The sequence below is a fragment of the Pseudomonas sp. PDM17 genome, assembly GCF_014851985.1.
Lineage (GTDB): Bacteria > Pseudomonadota > Gammaproteobacteria > Pseudomonadales > Pseudomonadaceae > Pseudomonas.
This window is the reverse complement of record NZ_JACVAT010000003.1, coordinates 711,162-729,049: the sequence shown is the minus strand read 5'-3', so window position 1 is coordinate 729,049 and position 17,888 is coordinate 711,162. Positions and strand designations below refer to the sequence as shown.

Below are 17,888 nucleotides of genomic sequence, written 5' to 3'. Positions count from 1 at the left end.
GAAACGCCTGCCGAACGGCCGGCATGCCGTGATCGGTGTGCCGTTCTTCTGGCTCTTCCTGTTCTTCCTGCTGCCCTTCGCCATCGTGCTGAAGATCAGTCTGGCGGCAGCGGACGTGGCCATTCCGCCGTACACCGAAGTCTTCCAGTACGCCGACCAGACGCTCCAGGTCGTGATGAACCTGGGCAACTACCTGATGCTGACGGACGACCCGCTCTACATCGACGCCTACCTGGGCTCGCTGAAGATGGCGGCGATCAGCACCTTCCTGTGCCTGCTCATCGGATACCCGATGGCCTATGCCATCGCCCGCGCCAGCAAGGAAATGCAGACCGTCCTGCTGCTGCTGATCATGATGCCGACCTGGACGGCGATCCTGATCCGCGTGTACGCCTGGATGGGCATCCTGTCCAACAACGGCCTGCTCAACAGCTTCCTGATGTGGCTGGGCATCATCAACGAACCGCTGACGATCCTGAACACCAACTTCGCGGTGTACATCGGCATCGTCTACTCGTACCTGCCCTTCATGGTCATGCCGCTCTACGCCAACCTGGTGAAGCACGACATGAGCCTGCTGGAAGCCGCCTCCGACCTCGGCGCGCGCAGCTTCACCAGCTTCTGGAAGATCACCGTCCCGCTGTCCAAGAACGGCATCATCGCCGGCTGCATGCTGGTATTCATCCCGGCGGTGGGCGAGTTCGTGATCCCGGAACTGCTGGGCGGCCCCGAGACGCTGATGATCGGCAAGGTGCTGTGGCAGGAGTTCTTCAACAACCGTGACTGGCCGGTGGCTTCCGCCCTTGCCGTCGTGATGCTGGCGATCCTGATCGTGCCCATCATCTTCTTCAACAAGAACCAGGCTAAAGAGCTGGAGGGCAAGGTATGAGCCACTTCAAGGCGATCTGCCCATCATCTCCTTCAACAGACTCTTCACCCAAGATCATGGCGAAAGAGCTGGAGGGCAAGGTATGAACAAGCGTTGGTCGTTCTCCAACATCATGCTGGTGTTGGGCCTGCTCTTCATCTACGTGCCGATGCTCATCCTGGTCATCTACTCGTTCAACGGCTCCAAGCTGGTGACCGTGTGGGGTGGCTGGTCGGTGAAGTGGTATGTCGGCCTGCTGGACAACCAGCAGCTGGTCGGTTCGGTGTTCCGCTCGCTGGAGATCGCCTGCTACACCGCGATCTCCTCGGTGGCGCTGGGCACCCTGGCGGCCTTCGTGCTGACCCGCATCCCGCGTTTCCGTGGTCGCACGCTGTTCGGCGGCATGGTCACCGCGCCGCTGGTCATGCCCGAGGTGATCACCGGTCTGTCGCTGCTGCTGCTGTTCGTCGCCATGGCCCAGCTGATCGGCTGGCCGCAGGAGCGCGGCATCGTGACCATCTGGATCGCCCACACCAGCTTCTGCTCGTCCTACGTGGCGGTGGTGGTGTCGGCGCGCCTGCGCGAGCTGGACCTGTCCATCGAGGAAGCAGCCATGGACCTGGGCGCCAAGCCCTGGAAAGTGTTCATGCTGATCACCATCCCGATGATCGCGCCGTCGCTGGCGGCGGGCGGCATGATGTCCTTCGCGCTGTCGCTGGATGACCTGGTACTGGCCAGCTTCGTGTCCGGTCCTGGCTCCACCACCCTGCCGATGGAAGTGTTCTCCGCCGTGCGCCTGGGCGTGAAGCCGGAGATCAACGCCGTCGCCAGCCTGATCCTGCTGACCGTTTCGCTGTTCACCTTCTTCGCCTGGTACTTCACCCGCCAGGCCGAAGAGCGTCGCAAGCGTGCGATCCAGGAAGCCATGGAGTCCAACGCGACCGATTGGCAGAAGGGTTCGACAGCCACCGCCTGACGCCGTCTTGTCGGCCGGTAGTATCCGGCGATTGTCGAACCACGGGCCACCTTCGGGTGGCCCGTGTTTTTTGCTCACACGTTATTCCGAAGTGCTTGGAAATTCGGGCTTTATCGGAAAAAACCGTGGGTCGCAAAGGCTCGCTCCCGGCCGATTGCCAACTACGCTTGAAGTGTTCGGATGCGCTGTCCGGCCACCCCCCGAACCAGGGCCGGGCCGCGTAGCCGGCAAACTTCCAGTGACGCCTTATGGCACTCCGTGCGGGAGACGGCGCCCAATACAACACCCCGATCGTTATCCCTTGGGGAAATAACGCGCCAGGGAGCTTCGGCATCTCCCGCAGCACTCTCTACAACGCACCCATGAAAAACCCCGCAGGAGCGGGGTTTTTCATTTCCGGGTGGCCCTTGCCGAGGGCGCTTCAGCGACGGACGGGAATCAACCGCAGGATGCCCTTGGTGTTGGCTTTCACCTCGTTGTCGTCGTAGTGCTGCGGCAGGTACTGGCCTTCGATGTAGGCCTCGGCCTGGTCGTCGTAGTGCTTGTCGAACGGCACGCCGCTCTGGCCTACCGGGTTGATGCCCAGGCTGTGGGCCGGGTCGGCGAAGTCGATCAGGCGACGGGTGGACGGTCCGTAAATCACCTGCCAGGGCGCAGGTCCGACGCGGGCGGACAGGTTGTTCGGCACCTCGTGGCCGCCAGGAGCGGCGAATGGGCCGACGTTGAACAGGCGGTCCAGCGGCTTCTGCTGGCCCAGCGGGTGGCCGTGGGTGAGGGTGTGCGCCTTGCCCCACTGCCACTGCTGCGAATCCTGGCCGAGTTTGGCGCGCAGGTGCGCCAGGCTGTCCTTCCAGGCGGCCTTGACGATATCGGCGCGGGTCTCCTTCTGCGACGTCTTGCGGTTGTCCCACCAGGGCGAGTTCTCGTCGGCGGCCAGGCGCGGCAGGGCCACGTCGAGCACGCGGGTGGACAGCAGGTTGTCGAAGAAGGCGTCGCCCATCTCGTCGCGCATGGCGCCGTCGGCGACCTGGTAGAGCAATTGGTTGAACACTGTGGCAGTGATCGAATCCAGCGGGTGGTCACCCTGCCAGTTGGCCAGGTTCTCCACCAGCGCCTTCTCTTCGTCGGTTGCGGCGGCTTCGCGCAGGATCGGCAGCAGCGGCTTGAGGAAGCGCGGGCCATAGCTGGTGGCGGTGTCCAGTTGCAGCGCCTGGCTGTTCTGCAGGTCCCACTTCACGGAAGTGTCGGACAGGCGCTTGTTCAGCTGCTGGCCGCGATCAGGCAAGTTGTAGTAGCCCGGCACCGGGCGACCGTTGGCCGGCACCGGCTGGAAGTTGGCGGAGACGATATAGCCGCGCGCCGGGTTCTCTTCCTGCGGGTTCTCGCTGAAGGGGTAGAAGCCGCTCTTGTCGGCCTGGCCACTGGCGCCGTCGAGCAGGAAGTTCGGGTTGACCCCGTCCGGGCGCACCGGCAGCTGTGCCGAGGCCCACCAGCCGATGTCGCCACGAGCGTTGGCCCAGACCACGTTGAGGCCCGGCGACTGGATCTTCGAGGCTGCCGCGCGCGCCTTGGGCAGGGTGTCGGCGCGGTTCAGTTCGTAGAAGGCGTCAAGGATCGGGTTCTGGGTTTCCAGGAAGGCCCACCACATGGAGACCGGCGTCTTGCCTGCCGCAGTGCCCAGCGCATCGTTGACCAGCGGGCCGTGGGGCGAGCTGCGCAGGGTGATCTTCACCGGCGCCTCGCCCTTCACGGCGATGCTCTGCTCCTCGCTTTTCAGGTCCGTCCACTGGCCGTGGTACCAGACCTGGTTGGGGTTGTCCGGGTTGACCTTCTCGGCGACCAGATCGACGTCGTCGTTCTGGAACATGGTCAGGCTCCAGCCGAACTGCAGGTTGTGGCCGAGCGAGGCGAAGGGGTTGAGCGCCTGGTAGTGGCCGTACAGCTCGAAGCCCGGTGCGCTGGCCTGCATCTCGTACCACACTGCCGGCACGGCGAAGCGGATGTGGGGGTCGCCGGCCAGCAGCGGCTTGCCGCTCTTCGTGCGGCTGCCGGAGACGGCCCAGGCGTTGCTGCCCTCGAACTGCGGCAGGCCGGCTTTCTCCAGCGCGGCGTGGCTCAGGCGGGCGATGGCGCTCAGGTCCTGCCAGTCGGCGGCGGCCAGCGCCTTGGGCGTCATCACGCCTTCGGGATGCCAGTCGAGGTCGAAGACCTTCAGGTAGTCCGCGCCCAGTTCGTCGCGCACGTAGGTCAGCACCGGTTCGGTGCGGAAGGCGGCGGCGAAGCTGTAGGCCATGTAGCCGGCGACGCTGACGGTGTCTTCGGGGGTGAAGGCGCGCTTGGGAATGCCGAGGATGTCGAATTCCACCGGGCGCGGGTGGCTGTCCTGGAACTGGTTGACGCCATCGAGGTAGGCGACCAGCGCCTTCCAGGCCGGGGAGTTCTTGTCCTGCCTGGCCACGTATTCGGCGGCGTGGTCGCGGATGCGCAGGCTGCGGAACATGCGGTCGGTGTCCACCAGCTTGGGCCCGAGTACCTCGGCCAGCTCGCCACGGGACAGGCGACGGAGGATTTCCATCTGGAACAGGCGGTCCTGGGCGTGGACGTAACCGATTGCCCGGTACATGTCCTCTTCGCTGCCGGCCTTGATGTGCGGCACGCCGCGCTCGTCATAGCGAACCGTGACTTCGCTGGCCAGGCCCGCCAGGGGCAGTTGTCCGTCGCGTACCGGCTGCTTGCCGTGCAGGTACCAGCCGGCGCCCGCCGCGGCAGCGGCGACAACGACAGCGAGGACAGTCAAAGTGCGTTTCATGCAGCAACTCCTTGTTGTTATGCGGCGATTCTGCAGTGGATAGCGTTCGTCCCTCATTGACCAAACGTCTCGCTACTGGAATTCTCCGGTCAATCCCAGGAGTGACCATGGCCGCCCCCGAGCTGAACTTCCCCGCCACCCCGGCGCTGACCCAGTCCGCCACCCTGCGCCGCCAGTTGTACGAGGCGCTCTCGGTGCTGGGCTTCGACCCCACCGATATCTACCGCCAGGCCCTGCAGAAGGTCCGCCTGCCGCCGCCGGCGCAGAGTGGTCGCCTGGTGCACGACGACGCCCCATTGTTCTGGACGACCCTTGACGAAATTACCGGCGATGCCGATATCGGCCTGCACCTGGGGGAGGCGATGAAGCCGCGCCTGCTGGACGTGGTCGGCTACCTGCTGATGGCCAGCAGCGACCTGCGCGAGGCGCTGCACAGCTTCCTGCGCTTCCAGCACATCCTCTCCGGTGGCTTCGCGGCGCAGATGCGCGAGGAGGGAGAGCAGGTACGGCTGATCCTCGACCTCAACTACCTGGGCATCAGCAACCTGCGCCAGCAGATGGAGTGCCTGATGCTGCTGTTCCTCAAGCTGCTGGCGCTGATTACCGACGATGAGTTCCGCGTCCAGGCTATCGAGTTCCGCCATCCGCAGCCGCGCCGCTTGAGCGAGCACCGGCGGCTGTTCGGCCTGACGCCGAGCTTCGGCAAGGCCAATGACGCCTTGCTGTTCGATCGCGCGCAAATGGCCCGGCCGTCACGCACCGGCAACCCGGTGCTGCACCGGTTGCTTACCGAGCATGCACGGGAACAGCTGGGCACGCTGGACGAGAACGATCTGCTCAATCGCCTGCGCTACCTGATCGCCATGCGGTTGGGGGAGGAGGAGTGCACCCTGCAAAGCTGCGCCCGTGAGCTGGGCGTGCGGCCGGGGCTGCTGCAGCGCAACCTGGCGAGCCGGGCACAGACGTTCAGGGAAGTGCGGGAGGAGGTGCGCCGGCAGCGTGCCGCGCAATTGCTGGAGCAGGGCGAGGCAATTCGCGAGGTGGCGCGGGCCTGTGGATTTGCCGAGCTGTCGCCGTTCTATCGGGCTTTCAAGCGCTGGTATTCGGTGCCGCCCGAGCGCTATCGCCAGCGCCTGCAGGGCGGCACCGAAGGCTGAGGATTACTCGGCCAGCGGGATTTCGCGGCTGACTTCCAGCAACGCCATGGCGTCGAGCTGGTCTTCGACCTGCAGGAAGCGCAGTGCGCGCTGCGGCGAGACTTCCTTGGCGATGCGCTTGAGGTACTTCTCCTTGAGCTCCTGGCGGTCGTCCTGCAGCTCCAGCACCTGCTTCTGCAGCTTCGCCGCGTCGTCGTTGCTCACCGAGCCGGTGTTGTAGCTGTTGGCGTAGTCGATGATGATCGCCAGGGTCTGCTTGCTCAGCTTGTCCGCCTCGGTGCGGTAGCTGTTGTAGATCGGCCAGAACTTCTCGGTTTCCTGCGGGGTGAGCTTCATGTTGGCTTCGACGATGCGCTTGCGCTTGTAGTCGATGTCGGCGATGCGGTTGTTGATGGCCTGCTTGTGCTGCTCCATCACCTGTTGGCTGTTGGGGGCATCCTCGGCGTGGGCGGCCAGGGGCAGCACCAGCCCGGTGGAGAGAACGGCGCAGAAGGCGAGGGCGGAAGGAAGACGCATGCGAAAAGCTCCTTGGTGGCGATCGGCCCCTCATGGGCCGGCGATCCAAGTGTAGTCACGGATTGGCCATCGGCTTCGTTGATGCGGCTCAGTGCTTTGCGCCATCCCAGGGGCAATAGCAGCCCACGGCCAGGGTGTGGGTCGCGTTGACCGGGCGGCCGCCCACCAGAGCGTCGAGGATCGGCTCTATGAAGCTGTTGCCCGAAGTGCAGACCGCTCCTTCGCTGTAGGGGCCGAAGTAGGCCAGCTTGCCCTGGGTATCCCAGATCGCCACGGCAGGGCTGGCGGGCAACTGCTCGGCACCGGGCAGCGAGTCCAGTGCGCGCATGGCGCTCAGCGTGTCGGGCAGGTGCCCGCGGCTGCCGGGCTTCTGCACGGCGAAGAACTCAACGCCCTGCGGGCTGAAACGCTGGATCAGCTCGGCGAGGTGCTGCTGGTTGCCGACGTTGCAGGGGCAGGCCGGGTCCCAGAAGTGCACCAGGCGGATCTTGCCGGGGCCGGCCAATTGTGCGGGCAGCATCAGGTGGTCGCCGGAAAACAGCTGTGGCTGGTGGCTGAACGGACGGATGAAGCGGTTCTCGTACCACCAGTAGGTGACGAGCAGAACGCCCAGGCAGAGTACGGCGATCAGCCAGGTGAGCAGCGATTTTCGGCGTGAGGACATGGCGGCGACCAGTGACAGAGTCGGTAAGATAGCCGACAAGCTTGCCACGGGGGCGAGCGCGGCAGAATATCCCGCTGCTGCACGCGCTCCCTTCGTCACCCGCCTGCCAGAAGCGAAACGCCCATGCCTGAAGCCTTCCAGCCCGATCTGCTGCGCACCCTGCTGCGACCTCTGACCGCAGAGGCGAACGAGGTCGGCATCGCGCTGTACCAGCATTTCTACGGCCTGGACCTGCACGCCCGGCACCCCGGCCTGCAGAGCCGGCTGGGCACTTTCGAGGCCGGCGGCTACCAGATTGCCGCGCAGTACTGGCGCCCCGTGCTGGCGCGGGGAACCGTCGTCCTGCTGCACGGCTACTACGACCATATGGGCCTGTACCGCCATGTGATCGACTGGGCGCTGGGCATGGGCTTCGCGGTGCTGGCCTGCGACCTGCCAGGCCACGGCCTGTCGGGTGGCGCCGCCGCCAGCATCGGCGACTTCGCCGAATACCAGGTGGTGCTGGGCGCGCTGTTGGGCCAGGCGCAGGCGTTGGACCTGCCGCAACCTTGGCATCTCTGCGGGCAGAGTACCGGTGGGGCAATCCTGCTGGACTACCTGCTCACCGGCGCACCGCGCCCGGAGCTGGGCCGTACCATCCTGCTGGCGCCGCTGGTACGGCCACGGGCCTGGGGCTGGTCGAAGTTCAGCTACCAGATGCTGCGGCCGTTCGTGGATTCGATTCCGCGACGTTTCAGCGAGAACTCCAACGACGCCGAATTCCTTTCCTTCCTGCGCGACCGCGATCCGCTGCAGCCGAAGATCCTGCCCACGGCCTGGGTCGGCGCGCTGGCGCGCTGGATTCCGCGCATCGAGGCGGCCGGCCACGGAGCGCAGAGCCTGCTGGTGGTGCAGGGCGATGCCGACGAGACGGTGGACTGGCGCTACAACCTGAAGGTGCTGGAGGACAAGTTCGAGAAGATCGAGTGCCTGCTGCTCACCGGAGCGCGGCACCATCTGGCGAACGAGAGCGAGACGTTGCGCCGGCGTTACTTCGACTTTCTCAGTGAGCGGATGGCCTAGCGGGGATGATGCGGGGAAGGGCGCCGCTGTAGTCGAGGGTGTGTCCCTACACTCCTTGCGCCATGCTCCTCAGGCGCCACCCTCTGTACAGCGGGTGCCATTCTAGGAGGAGCGTTCCTCGGAGTGGTCCTCAAGCGTGGTCGGTATTTTCCGATCACTACTCGCCCGATGGTGCGGCCAAGCCAGCCTTGAGGGCAGCCAGGGCGGCGCGGTAGTAAGTGCGGCCGGCTGGCGACTCGCTGAAGTCGGCGAACTGGCCCAGTTCGGCATCGCTCAGGCCGCGATAGACGTACAGCAGGGTGTTGTCGAGATCGGCACCGATCTGGCTCATCAGCTTCTGCCGCTGGCCTTCGAGCATGCCTTGGGCGCTGCCGCCACCGAGCAGGCCGGGGAGCATCTGGCTGAGGCTGTCGGCGGCCACGCTGGCCAGCGCGAGGCTGACTTCGGCGCCGGCTTCGCGGGCCGGCAGGATCTGGCTCAGGCGGTGGACGATCTGCTTGCGCGCATCGCTGGCCTGCTGGCGCGGCAGGCCATTGGCGTACTTCTGCAACTGGTCGCTGCGGGTGGCCAGGGTCTCGGCGCCGGCGACCTTGCGGCCCAGCGGCGATTCGAAGAAGTTCACCGCTGCGGCGCTGTCCGGCAGGTTCTGGCGCAGGCCATTGAGCGCGCGCTGGTCGATGTCGGCAGGGGCAAAGCGCTGGTTGCTGTTGTCCACCAGCGTCTGGTACAGCGCCGGTGGCAGGTTGCCCTGGTAGCGCTTCTGCGCGGCGTGCAGGGCGTCATTGAAGTGCGCTCGCTGTTCCGGCCAGCCGGCGGCCTGGTACAGGCGCTGGTAGTTGTCGGCCAGGGCAGGCATGCCCAGTACAAGAAGGGTGAGGGCCAGCAGTACGCGCATTGCAACTCCTTTTGGGCGGCAGGGTTCGCTCGCCGGGGGCTATTGTCGGCAAGGCTTGCCCCGCTTGTCGAGACACTGGCGCCGGACGTTACAATACGCCATGTATTTCGACGTCCCTTCTCCACTCGTGCTAGGCCCCCTCCTGCAAAGCATCGTTGACGACCTCGCCGAGAAGGGCTGGTCGCAGCAGGACGCCTTCCTTCCCGACGCCCTGGTCGCGCAGCTGGCGGCGGAATGCCGTGCCCGCGATGCGGCCGGCAAGCTGGCCTCCGCCGCCATCGGTCGGGCTGAAGGGCAGGCCGTGCGCGAAGGCATTCGCGGCGACCGTATCCAGTGGCTCGAGCCAGGCCAGTCCGAGGCCTGCGACCTCTACCTGAGGGCGCTGGACGAGCTGCGTCAGCAGATCAATCGCTCGTTGTACCTGGGCCTGGAAGACTTCGAGGGGCACTTCGCGCTCTATCCACCCGGGGCGTTCTACCAGAGGCACCTGGACCGCTTCCGCGACGATGACCGCCGCGCTCTTTCCGCCGTGTTCTACCTCAACCACGACTGGCCGGTGACGCAGGGCGGTGAACTGCGGATGTACTTCGCCGACGAGCGGACACTGGACCTGCCGCCGCTGGCCGGTCGGCTGGTGGTGTTCCTCTCCGGCGAGTTTCCCCACGAGGTGCTGCCGGCCACCCATGAGCGCCTGTCGCTCACCGGCTGGTTCCGCCGTCGCGGCGACGCCCCGCTCTGAACTCCGAAGGCGTCAGTGGCCCCAGATCTTCAGGGTGCCGCTGATGTCCTGAATGTCGCGTACCTCGATGCTCCCAAGCTTGCCGCCACCCACATAGAGGTCGCCGGCCACGCGCAGGCGGATGGTCTGCGACGGCAGGCCGCTGGCATTGAGCTGCTGGTTGATGGTGGTCAGGTCAGGCAGGGTCAGCGCCAGTTGCTGCTGGCCGCCAGCGCCCTGAACCACGTCCACCTGCAGGGTCGGCTGCTCGATACCGAAGATCGGCAGGCTCAGGCCCAGCTGCGCGGGCCCGTAGGGCAGGCTGCCGCCACGTCCGTCGGGGCAATCGCCGGCACTCACGCATCCGTTGTCGATGAACACGTTGCGCAGCGAGACGCTGCCGCCGTCGTCTTTCCACGCCACGCTGTCCATGCGCGCGAGCACGTCGGCGCGGATGCTGATGCCATCCTGGCCGGTCACGGCGCCCAGGTGCTCGTTGTCCAGCGCCTGGAGTTCGGCGAAGGCCAGCGGCAGGTAGGACAGCGCGGCGAAGGTGGCGGTGCAAAGCAAGAGACGAGGCATGACGGAGGCTCCGTGGCGATTGGCCGATGCGCGAGTCTGGGTGGCGGCCTGCCCGGCAGCCAGTGCCGGACGGCTGTTCCCGTCGAAGGTTGTGCTTGGGCGGGCGCCGACGACCGGCGCGCCGCTCAAGGACCCGACTTTCGGCGGGCCGGAAACCTGTTGCGACAGACGCGCCGATGAAAGTTGCGTTACCCGGCGTGACCGGTAAACGGCGAGCGGCTAGTCTGTCCCCTTCCAAAAGGGAGTGATTCGCCTATGCAGAAGGTTCTCGTCAGCCGCTGCCTGCTTGGCCATCGCGTCCGCTACGACGGCGGTGCGCACGGACCGTTCGACCTGCTGTCGCGCTGGCTGGACCAGGGGCGGGTGGTCGCACTGTGCCCGGAAGTCGCCGGCGGCCTGCCGACGCCCCGAGCCCCGGCAGAGATCCCTGGAGGCCAGGGCATGGCGGTGCTGGAACGCGCCCGCCCGGTGATGACGGTGGAGGGCGAGGACGTCAGCGACGCCTTCCTGCTCGGCGCCGAGGAAGCCATGGCGCTGGTGCGTCGCCACGACATCCGCCTGGCGGTTCTCAAGGCGCGCAGCCCCTCCTGCGGCAACCGCGAGAACTACGACGGCAGCTTCAGCGGCCAGAAGGTCGCTGGTGAAGGCGTCACTGCCGCCGCCCTCAAGCGCATGGGCGTGCTGGTGTTCAGCGAGGAAGAGCTGGATGCCGCTGCCGTCTGTCTGGCCGGGCTGGAAGCCGGAGGCTAGAGCGGCTGCCGACACTCGAAGACGCACTATTTTCCTTGAGCCCAGCGCCCTGGCGCCTATGCTTGTGCGTTCCATGCGCAAGGGCGCGGGCCGGCCTGAGCGGGTCCTTCGCCTTTGCGATTGTCATGCAGAAGGAGAAGAACATGAGAACCATGCTGCCTTGCCTCGGCCTTGCCGCGCTGCTCGCCGGTACTTCCGCCATCGCTGCGGAAATCCCGCGCACCCCGGCCCCGGAAGGCGCCAAGGTGTACTTCATCGAGCCGGCCGACGGGGCTACGGTGGACAAGACCTTCACCGTCAAATTCGGCCTCAAGGGCATGGGTGTCGCGCCGGCGGGCGTGGATTCGCCGGCTACCGGCCACCACCACCTGCTGATCGATCTCAAGGAGCAGCCGGCGATGAACATGCCGCTGCCGATGACCGACCAGATCAAGCACTTCGGCAAGGGCCAGACCGAGACCCAGGTGACCCTGCCGCCGGGCAAGCACACCCTGCAGTTGCTGGTGGGCGACAAGAACCACGTGCCGTTCGACCCGCCGGTGGAGTCGCAGCAGATCACCGTCAACGTGAAGTGACCTTTCCCCAGGCATGAAAAAAGGAGGCCGAGGCCTCCTTTTTTCTTGTCACCGAGCAGCGCTTAGAACAGAACGCGGCTGCGGATGGTGCCGTTCACGTGCTGCAGCTTCTCCAGCGCCAGGTCCGAGTACTCGGCGTCGACGTCGATTACCACGTAGCCGACCTTGTCGTTGGTCTGCAGGTACTGGCCGGAGATGTTGATGCCGTTGTCGGCGAACACCTTGTTGATCTCGCTCATCACACCCGGAATGTTCTCGTGGATGTGCAGCAGGCGGTGCTTGCCCGGGTGCGACGGCAGGGCCACTTCCGGGAAGTTGACGGAAGAAACCGAGGTGCCGTTGTCGCTGTACTTGACCAGCTTCTCGGCCACTTCCAGGCCGATGTTGGCCTGGGCTTCGGCGGTGGAGCCGCCGATATGCGGGGTCAGGATCACGCGATCCAGGCCGCGCAGCGGGCTTTCGAACTCGTCGTCGTTGGACTTGGGCTCGACCGGGAATACGTCGATGGCGGCGCCGATCAGGTGCTCGTCCTTGATCGCGGCGGCCAGGTGGTCCAGTTCGACCACGGTGCCACGGGCGGCGTTGATCAGGATGCCGCCTTTCTTGATGGCGCGGATCTCCTTCTCGCCGATCATCCACTGGGTGGACGGCAGTTCCGGCACGTGCAGCGAGACGATGTCGGACATGCCGAGCAGCTCGTGCAGGTTACCGACCTGCTGGGCGTTACCCAGCGGCAGCTTGGTCACGGTGTCGTAGAAGAACACCTGCATGCCCAGTGCTTCGGCCAGGACCGAGAGCTGGGTGCCGATCGAGCCGTAGCCGACGATGCCCAGCTTCTTGCCGCGGATCTCGAAGGAGTTGGCAGCGGACTTGATCCAGCCGCCGCGGTGGCAGGAGGCGTTCTTCTCCGGAATGCCGCGCAGCAGCAGGATGGCCTCGGCCAGCACCAGTTCGGCGACCGAACGGGTATTGGAGTAGGGCGCGTTGAACACGGCGATGCCGCGCTCGCGGGCCGCGTTCAGGTTGACCTGGTTGGTGCCGATGCAGAAGCAGCCGACGGCGATCAGCTTCTTGGCAGCGTCGAAGACTTCTTCGGTCAGCTGGGTGCGGGAGCGGATACCGATGAAGTGTGCATCGGCAATCTTTTCCTTCAGCTCGTCACCGGACAGTGCGGTCTTGAGGTACTCGATGTTGGAGTAGCCGGCCGCCTTGAGGGTGTCGACGGCGTTCTGGTGCACGCCTTCAAGGAGAAGGAATTTGATCTTGCTCTTGTCGAGAGAAGTCTTGCTCATCTGCTTTGAACCTGTAGTCCCGGGATGTGGCGAGAAATTGAACAGCTCAGGCCGGACCGGCCGGTGCCAAGCTTGGCGCCAGGTGGCGATCTGCGTGGGGTGCGTATGCTAGCATGTTCTCCCTTTTCCTTGCCCGGTTGCGACCTGAGCTGTTCTCAGGACGACCATGAACCATTTGAGAGTTCCTCCAATGACCCGCGACGCCCTGATCGAATCGCTCAAGCCCCTGCTGGATGCCGGGAAGCTGCTGACAGACGCCGATTCCCTCGAGACCTATGGCAAGGACTGGACCAAGCATTTCGCCCCGGCGCCCCTGGCGATCGCCTTCCCCAAGAGCACCGAGCAGGTCCAGGCCATCGTCCGCTGGGCCAATGAGCACAAAGTCGCGCTGGTTCCCTCGGGTGGCCGTACCGGTCTCTCCGCCGCCGCTGTCGCCGCCAATGGCGAAGTGGTCGTGGCCTTCGACTACATGAACAAGGTGCTGGAATTCAACGAATTCGACCGCACCGTGGTCTGCCAGCCGGGCGTGATCACCAAGCAGCTGCAGACCTTCGCCGAAGAGCACGGCCTGTATTACCCGGTGGACTTCGCGTCGTCGGGTTCCAGCCAGATTGGCGGCAACATCGGCACCAATGCCGGCGGTATCAAGGTCATTCGCTACGGTATGACCCGCAACTGGGTGGCCGGCATGAAGGTCGTCACCGGCAAGGGCGACCTGCTCGAACTGAACAAGGACCTGATCAAGAACGCCACCGGCTATGACCTGCGCCAGCTGTTCATCGGCGCCGAAGGCACCCTGGGCTTCGTGGTCGAGGCCACCATGCGCCTGGAGCGCCAGCCGAAGAACCTCACCGCGATGGTCCTCGGCACCCCGGACTTCGACTCGATCATGCCGGTGCTGCACGCCTTCCAGAACAAGCTGGACCTGACCGCCTTCGAGTTCTTCTCCGACAAGGCCCTGGCCAAGATCATGGCCCGTGGCGACGTGCCGCCGGCCTTCGAGACCGACTGCCCGTTCTATGCCCTGCTGGAATTCGAGGCGAGCACCGAGGAAGTGGCCAACGAGGCGCTGGCCACTTTCGAACATTGTGTAGAGCAGGGCTGGGTCCTCGACGGCGTGATGAGCCAGAGCGAACAGCAGCTGCAGAACCTTTGGAAGCTGCGCGAGTACATCTCCGAGACCATCTCCCACTGGACGCCCTACAAGAACGACATCTCCGTCACCGTCGGCAAGGTCCCGGCCTTCCTCAAGGACATCGACGATATCGTCGCGGCCAACTACCCCGACTTCGAAGTCGTCTGGTTCGGCCACATCGGCGACGGCAACCTGCACCTGAATATCCTCAAGCCCGAGAACCTGACCAAGGACGAGTTCTTCGCCAAGTGCGCGACCGTCAACAAGTGGGTCTTCGAGACCGTGCAGAAATACAACGGCTCCATCTCGGCCGAGCACGGCGTGGGCATGACCAAGCGCGATTACCTGGGTTACTCTCGCTCCGAGGCTGAAATCGGCTACATGAAGGCGGTCAAGGCGGTGTTCGACCCGAACGGGATCATGAACCCCGGCAAGATCTTCGCCGAATAAGCTGCTGTATCCAGAAGGGCCGGTTCTTTGGATAGAGGGGCCGGCCCTTCGCACGTCAGCGTCACGGGAAGTGGCGCGTGCGCCGGCAGGATGCGGGCAACCGCGCGGGATCACGAGCCCCGCGCGGATCATCTCTTCCATGCGTTGTCAGGAGTCGGTCATGAGTTACCAGCATCAGTACGTCGATGGCACCCCGATCCATTTCACCCTGGGCAAGGTGGTCTGCGTCGGCCGCAACTACGCGGAGCACGCCAAGGAGCTGAACAACCCGGTACCGACCGAGCCGCTGCTGTTCATCAAGCCCGGTTCCTGCACCGTGTCGCAGGCCGGTGGTTTCGCCATCCCGGAAGATCGTGGTTCGGTGCACTACGAGGCGGAAATCGCCGTGCTGATCGGCAAGCCGCTGTCGCGCAAGCCGAGCGCCGAGGAAGTGCTGGACGCCATTTCCGGCTACGCCCCGGCGCTGGACCTGACCCTGCGTGACGTGCAGGCCAAGCTGAAGGAAAAGGGCCTGCCCTGGGAGCTGGCCAAGTCCTTCGACGGCGCCTTCGTGCTGGCGCCCTTCGTCAGCGCCGACCATTTCCCGGACCCGACCGACATCGGCATCCGCCTGGTGATCGACGGCGAAGTCCGCCAGGACGGCAACAGCCGCGACATGCTCAACCCCATCGTGCCGCTGATCCAGCACATCTGCGGGCACTTCTCGCTGCAGCCGGGCGACGTGGTCTCCACCGGCACCCCGGTCGGCGTCGGCCCGCTCACGAGCGGCAGTGAGGTGGTGCTGGAACTTCCCGGCGCCAGCCGATTCGAAAGCCGCGTGCTTTAACCCCGTTGTCCCGCCGAAGGCCGCCGTTTGTGCGGCCTTCGCTTGTTGCGGGGCACCTTGCCGTGCTGACCAACAAGAGTCGTCATGACCATGTCCATCCTTCGTCCCCGCTGGCTGCTGCTGGCCCTGCTGTTCATCCTCGTGGTGCTCGGCTACCTGACCTCCCGCTTCCACTGGGATGACCGCGCGCGCCTCTGGCTGCGCGAACAGGACACCAGCGCCCAGGCGCGCTCGGAAAGCGTCTGGCTGCCCGGATACCGTGCAGTGATCCAGGCCAAGCCGCTCAAGGGTGGCCTCGAGGGGCAGGAAACCTCCGACCTGGCCTATAACCCGGTGACCCGCACCCTGTTCACCGTTACCGGCAAGAAGCCGCTGCTGGCCGAGCTGTCGCTTACCGGTGATGTGCTGCGGGTGATCCCGCTGCTGGGCATGTCGAACCCCGAGGGCGTGGCGGTACTGGAGAACGGCAACATCGCCGTGACCGACGAACGCCAGAATTCCCTGACCATCTTCCATGTCGACCCGCAGCCCCGCGAACTGAGCACCGCGAAGCTGTCCAGCTTTGACCTCGGTCCGCGCGGCAAGAAGAACAAGGGCATCGAGGGCATCGCCTGGGACCCCCGCCAGCATCGACTGGTGCTGGGCCAGGAGCGTGATCCGCTGGCGCTGTTCAGCCTCGCCAGCGACGGTGGGGCCAGCCTGAGCGGTGCGCTGCAGCCCCTGCCCAGCGACCTGCTGATGACCAACGTGTCGGCGCTGAGCATCGACCCGCGCACCGGCCACACCCTGGTGCTGTCGGCGGAGTCGCACCTGCTGCTGGAACTGGACGAGAAGGGCGAGCCGATCAGCTTCATCAGTCTGCTCGGCGGCCTCAACGGCCTGGATGACCGCATCCCGCGCGCCGAGGGCGTGGCCATCGACGAGCAGGGCACCATTTACATGGTGAGCGAGCCGGACCTGTTCTACGTTTTCAAGCGCGAGGCGACCGTCAAAACAGATTGATCCAGAGCGGGGGAGTGCGGGTCGGATGGCTTTAAGGTTGGGTTAAGTCCGGATTCAGGCTGGTTTCAGCCACCGGTTCTAAGCTGAACCCATCGAAAACGCCCCAGGAGGCTCATCCATGAAACTTCGTCATCTCCCCCTGATCGCTGCCGTTGGCCTGTTCTCCACCATGACCCTGGCCGCCGGCTACACAGGCCCGGGCAGCGACGCCAAGCCCGCTGCCGCCGCCGCACAGATCACCACGGTCAAGCAGGCACAGTCCGCCGCCGACGACACCCCGGTGGTGCTGGAAGGCGTGATCACCAAGCGCATCGGCGGTGAGCACTACGAGTTCAAGGACGCCACCGGCAGCATCCAGGTCGAGATCGACCACGACGACTGGCCCGCCGGTGCCTCGGTCTCCGAGAACACCAAGGTGCGCCTGACCGGCGAGGTTGACCACCACAAGCAGAAGGCCACCGATATCGACGTGGACCGCGTCGAAATCCTTCAGTAATCCAACGCCAAAAAAAGCCGCGCCGGGGGCCCCGGTGCGGCTTTCTTGTTTTCAGAGCTCCGCAGGAGCGGCGTCAACCGATGCTTTCGAAGCCCTGCAGCACGTTGATCGCGTTGATGCCGATCTCTTCCACCGCGTAACCGCCCTCCATCACGAACAGGGTCGGCAGGCCCAGCTTGCCGATGGCTTCGCCCATGCGCAGGTAGTCCGGGCTGTCCAGCTTGAACTGGGAGATCGGATCTTCCTTGTAGGTGTCCACGCCCAGCGACACGATCAGTACGTCTGGCTTGTACGCCGAGATCTGCCGGATCGCCGCCTGCAGCGCCAGGCTCCACACCGACCAGTCGCTGCCCGAGGCCAGCGGGTAGTTGAAGTTGAAGCCTTCGCCCACGCCCTGGCCCTTTTCGTCGGCGTAGCCGAGGAAGTAGGGGTACTCGAAGCGTGGGTCGCCGTGGATCGAGGTGAACAGCACGTCAGCGCGGTCGTAGAAGATGTCCTGGGTGCCGTTGCCGTGGTGGTAGTCGACGTCGAGGATGGCCACGCGGTTGGCGCCCTGATCGAGGATCGACTGGGCGGCGATGGCCGCGTTGTTGAAGAAGCAGTAGCCGCCCATGAAGTCCGCCGAGGCGTGGTGACCCGGCGGCCGGCACAGCGAGAACACCGAGCGCGCGCCCTTGGCCAGTTCGGCCTGGCCGGTCATCGCCACGTTCACCGAGCTGAGCACCGCCTGCCAGGTGCCGGCGGTGATCGGCGCGCCGGCGTCCAGGCTGTAGTAACCCAGCCGGCCGTCGATGCTGTCCGGTTCTTTCTGCCGCAGGCGGCGGGTAGGCCAGCAGATCGGCAGCATGTCGTGGGTCCGGCCGGTGGCCAGCCAGTCACGCCAAGCGTGCTGCAAGAACCGCACGAAGCCTTCGCTGTGCACCCTCAGGATGGGTTCCAGGCCGAAGTCCCGCGGGGCCTGGATGTCGCCCAGTTTCACCGCCTTGGCCCGATCCAGCACCATGTCGGCGCGGCTGGGCTTTTCGAAGCAGGGGGTGAACTGGCCGCCGATCAGCTCGTGCTGACCGTGGTGCAAGCGATGGTCGTCGGTATAGATCGTCAACATCACGCGCTCC

Annotated in this window: 18 protein-coding genes; 11 read left to right on the top strand and 7 right to left on the bottom strand. The window is 65.3% G+C overall.

The features are described from left to right. Positions 1-7 precede the first annotated feature (7 nt). Together IB256_RS13490 and IB256_RS13485 are read left to right on the top strand one after the other, a co-directional pair. The gene (locus tag IB256_RS13490) at positions 8-889 is read left to right on the top strand and encodes an ABC transporter permease subunit (RefSeq protein WP_138214270.1); all 882 of its coding nucleotides are present in this window, start codon (positions 8-10) and stop codon (positions 887-889) included. A gap of 82 nt (positions 890-971) precedes the next feature. Then, positions 972-1,844 carry an ABC transporter permease subunit gene (locus IB256_RS13485; RefSeq protein WP_081515243.1) on the top strand — a complete coding sequence of 291 codons (873 nt, stop codon included), beginning with the start codon at positions 972-974 and terminating at the stop codon, positions 1,842-1,844. A 421-nt stretch (positions 1,845-2,265) separates the two neighbouring features. Here the strand turns inward: IB256_RS13485 and IB256_RS13480 are convergent, their stop codons facing one another. Further along, positions 2,266-4,653: a penicillin acylase family protein gene (locus IB256_RS13480; protein ID WP_192402888.1), complete on the bottom strand. Its 2,388-nt coding sequence runs from the start codon at positions 4,651-4,653 to the stop codon at positions 2,266-2,268. Positions 4,654-4,760: 107 nt separating this feature from the next. On the opposite strand from IB256_RS13480, the gene IB256_RS13475 reads away from it, so the two are divergent. Then, positions 4,761-5,810, top strand: coding sequence for an AraC family transcriptional regulator (locus tag IB256_RS13475; protein WP_192293464.1), 1,050 nt, complete (start codon positions 4,761-4,763; stop codon positions 5,808-5,810). 3 nt (positions 5,811-5,813) lie between these two features. Here IB256_RS13475 and IB256_RS13470 read toward each other — a convergent pair whose 3' ends face one another. Both IB256_RS13470 and IB256_RS13465 read right to left on the bottom strand, forming a co-directional pair. Next, positions 5,814-6,326 carry a transcriptional regulator gene (locus IB256_RS13470; RefSeq protein WP_081515246.1) on the bottom strand — a complete coding sequence of 171 codons (513 nt, stop codon included), beginning with the start codon at positions 6,324-6,326 and terminating at the stop codon, positions 5,814-5,816. A gap of 88 nt (positions 6,327-6,414) precedes the next feature. Beyond that, positions 6,415-6,990, bottom strand: a complete 576-nt coding sequence (locus IB256_RS13465; RefSeq protein ID WP_192293462.1) for a DUF6436 domain-containing protein — start codon at positions 6,988-6,990, stop codon at positions 6,415-6,417. A 123-nt stretch (positions 6,991-7,113) separates the two neighbouring features. Between IB256_RS13465 and IB256_RS13460 the strand changes: the two genes are divergently transcribed. Then, the gene (locus IB256_RS13460) at positions 7,114-8,052 is read left to right on the top strand and encodes an alpha/beta hydrolase (RefSeq protein WP_081515248.1); all 939 of its coding nucleotides are present in this window, start codon (positions 7,114-7,116) and stop codon (positions 8,050-8,052) included. Between the two features lie 157 nt (positions 8,053-8,209). On the opposite strand, the gene IB256_RS13455 is transcribed toward IB256_RS13460, so the two are convergent. Further along, positions 8,210-8,947, bottom strand: a complete 738-nt coding sequence (locus IB256_RS13455; protein WP_081515249.1) for a hypothetical protein — start codon at positions 8,945-8,947, stop codon at positions 8,210-8,212. 100 nt (positions 8,948-9,047) lie between these two features. On the opposite strand from IB256_RS13455, the gene IB256_RS13450 reads away from it, so the two are divergent. Beyond that, on the top strand, positions 9,048-9,686 hold the full coding sequence (locus IB256_RS13450; RefSeq protein WP_192293460.1) for a 2OG-Fe(II) oxygenase: 639 nt from the start codon (positions 9,048-9,050) through the stop codon (positions 9,684-9,686). A 12-nt stretch (positions 9,687-9,698) separates the two neighbouring features. On the opposite strand, the gene IB256_RS13445 is transcribed toward IB256_RS13450, so the two are convergent. Further along, a complete protein-coding gene (locus IB256_RS13445) occupies positions 9,699-10,247 on the bottom strand; it encodes a DUF6160 family protein (protein WP_192293458.1) in 549 nt (182 codons plus the stop codon). Between the two features lie 255 nt (positions 10,248-10,502). Here IB256_RS13445 and IB256_RS13440 point away from each other — a divergent pair, with 255 nt between their 5' ends. Together IB256_RS13440 and IB256_RS13435 are read left to right on the top strand one after the other, a co-directional pair. Beyond that, positions 10,503-10,997, top strand: a complete 495-nt coding sequence (locus tag IB256_RS13440; RefSeq protein ID WP_045215561.1) for a DUF523 domain-containing protein — start codon at positions 10,503-10,505, stop codon at positions 10,995-10,997. A 143-nt stretch (positions 10,998-11,140) separates the two neighbouring features. Next, positions 11,141-11,572, top strand: coding sequence for a DUF4399 domain-containing protein (locus IB256_RS13435; RefSeq protein ID WP_151188682.1), 432 nt, complete (start codon positions 11,141-11,143; stop codon positions 11,570-11,572). Positions 11,573-11,634: 62 nt separating this feature from the next. On the opposite strand, the gene serA is transcribed toward IB256_RS13435, so the two are convergent. Further along, on the bottom strand, positions 11,635-12,864 hold the full coding sequence (serA, locus tag IB256_RS13430) for a phosphoglycerate dehydrogenase (RefSeq protein ID WP_081515253.1): 1,230 nt from the start codon (positions 12,862-12,864) through the stop codon (positions 11,635-11,637). Positions 12,865-13,054: 190 nt separating this feature from the next. On the opposite strand from serA, the gene IB256_RS13425 reads away from it, so the two are divergent. The 4 genes from IB256_RS13425 to IB256_RS13410 all read left to right on the top strand — a co-directional run bounded on the left by IB256_RS13425 (position 13,055) and on the right by IB256_RS13410 (position 16,773). Then, positions 13,055-14,449 carry an FAD-binding oxidoreductase gene (locus IB256_RS13425; RefSeq protein ID WP_138213750.1) on the top strand — a complete coding sequence of 465 codons (1,395 nt, stop codon included), beginning with the start codon at positions 13,055-13,057 and terminating at the stop codon, positions 14,447-14,449. Between the two features lie 160 nt (positions 14,450-14,609). Then, positions 14,610-15,275, top strand: a complete 666-nt coding sequence (locus IB256_RS13420; RefSeq protein WP_192293456.1) for a fumarylacetoacetate hydrolase family protein — start codon at positions 14,610-14,612, stop codon at positions 15,273-15,275. An 84-nt stretch (positions 15,276-15,359) separates the two neighbouring features. Further along, entirely contained in the window at positions 15,360-16,277 is a 918-nt protein-coding gene (locus IB256_RS13415) for an SdiA-regulated domain-containing protein (RefSeq protein ID WP_192402886.1), read from the top strand. A gap of 118 nt (positions 16,278-16,395) precedes the next feature. Further along, positions 16,396-16,773, top strand: coding sequence for a NirD/YgiW/YdeI family stress tolerance protein (locus IB256_RS13410; protein WP_192293452.1), 378 nt, complete (start codon positions 16,396-16,398; stop codon positions 16,771-16,773). A gap of 73 nt (positions 16,774-16,846) precedes the next feature. On the opposite strand, the gene IB256_RS13405 is transcribed toward IB256_RS13410, so the two are convergent. Then, entirely contained in the window at positions 16,847-17,878 is a 1,032-nt protein-coding gene (locus IB256_RS13405) for a histone deacetylase family protein (protein WP_017520827.1), read from the bottom strand. Positions 17,879-17,888 lie beyond the last annotated feature (10 nt).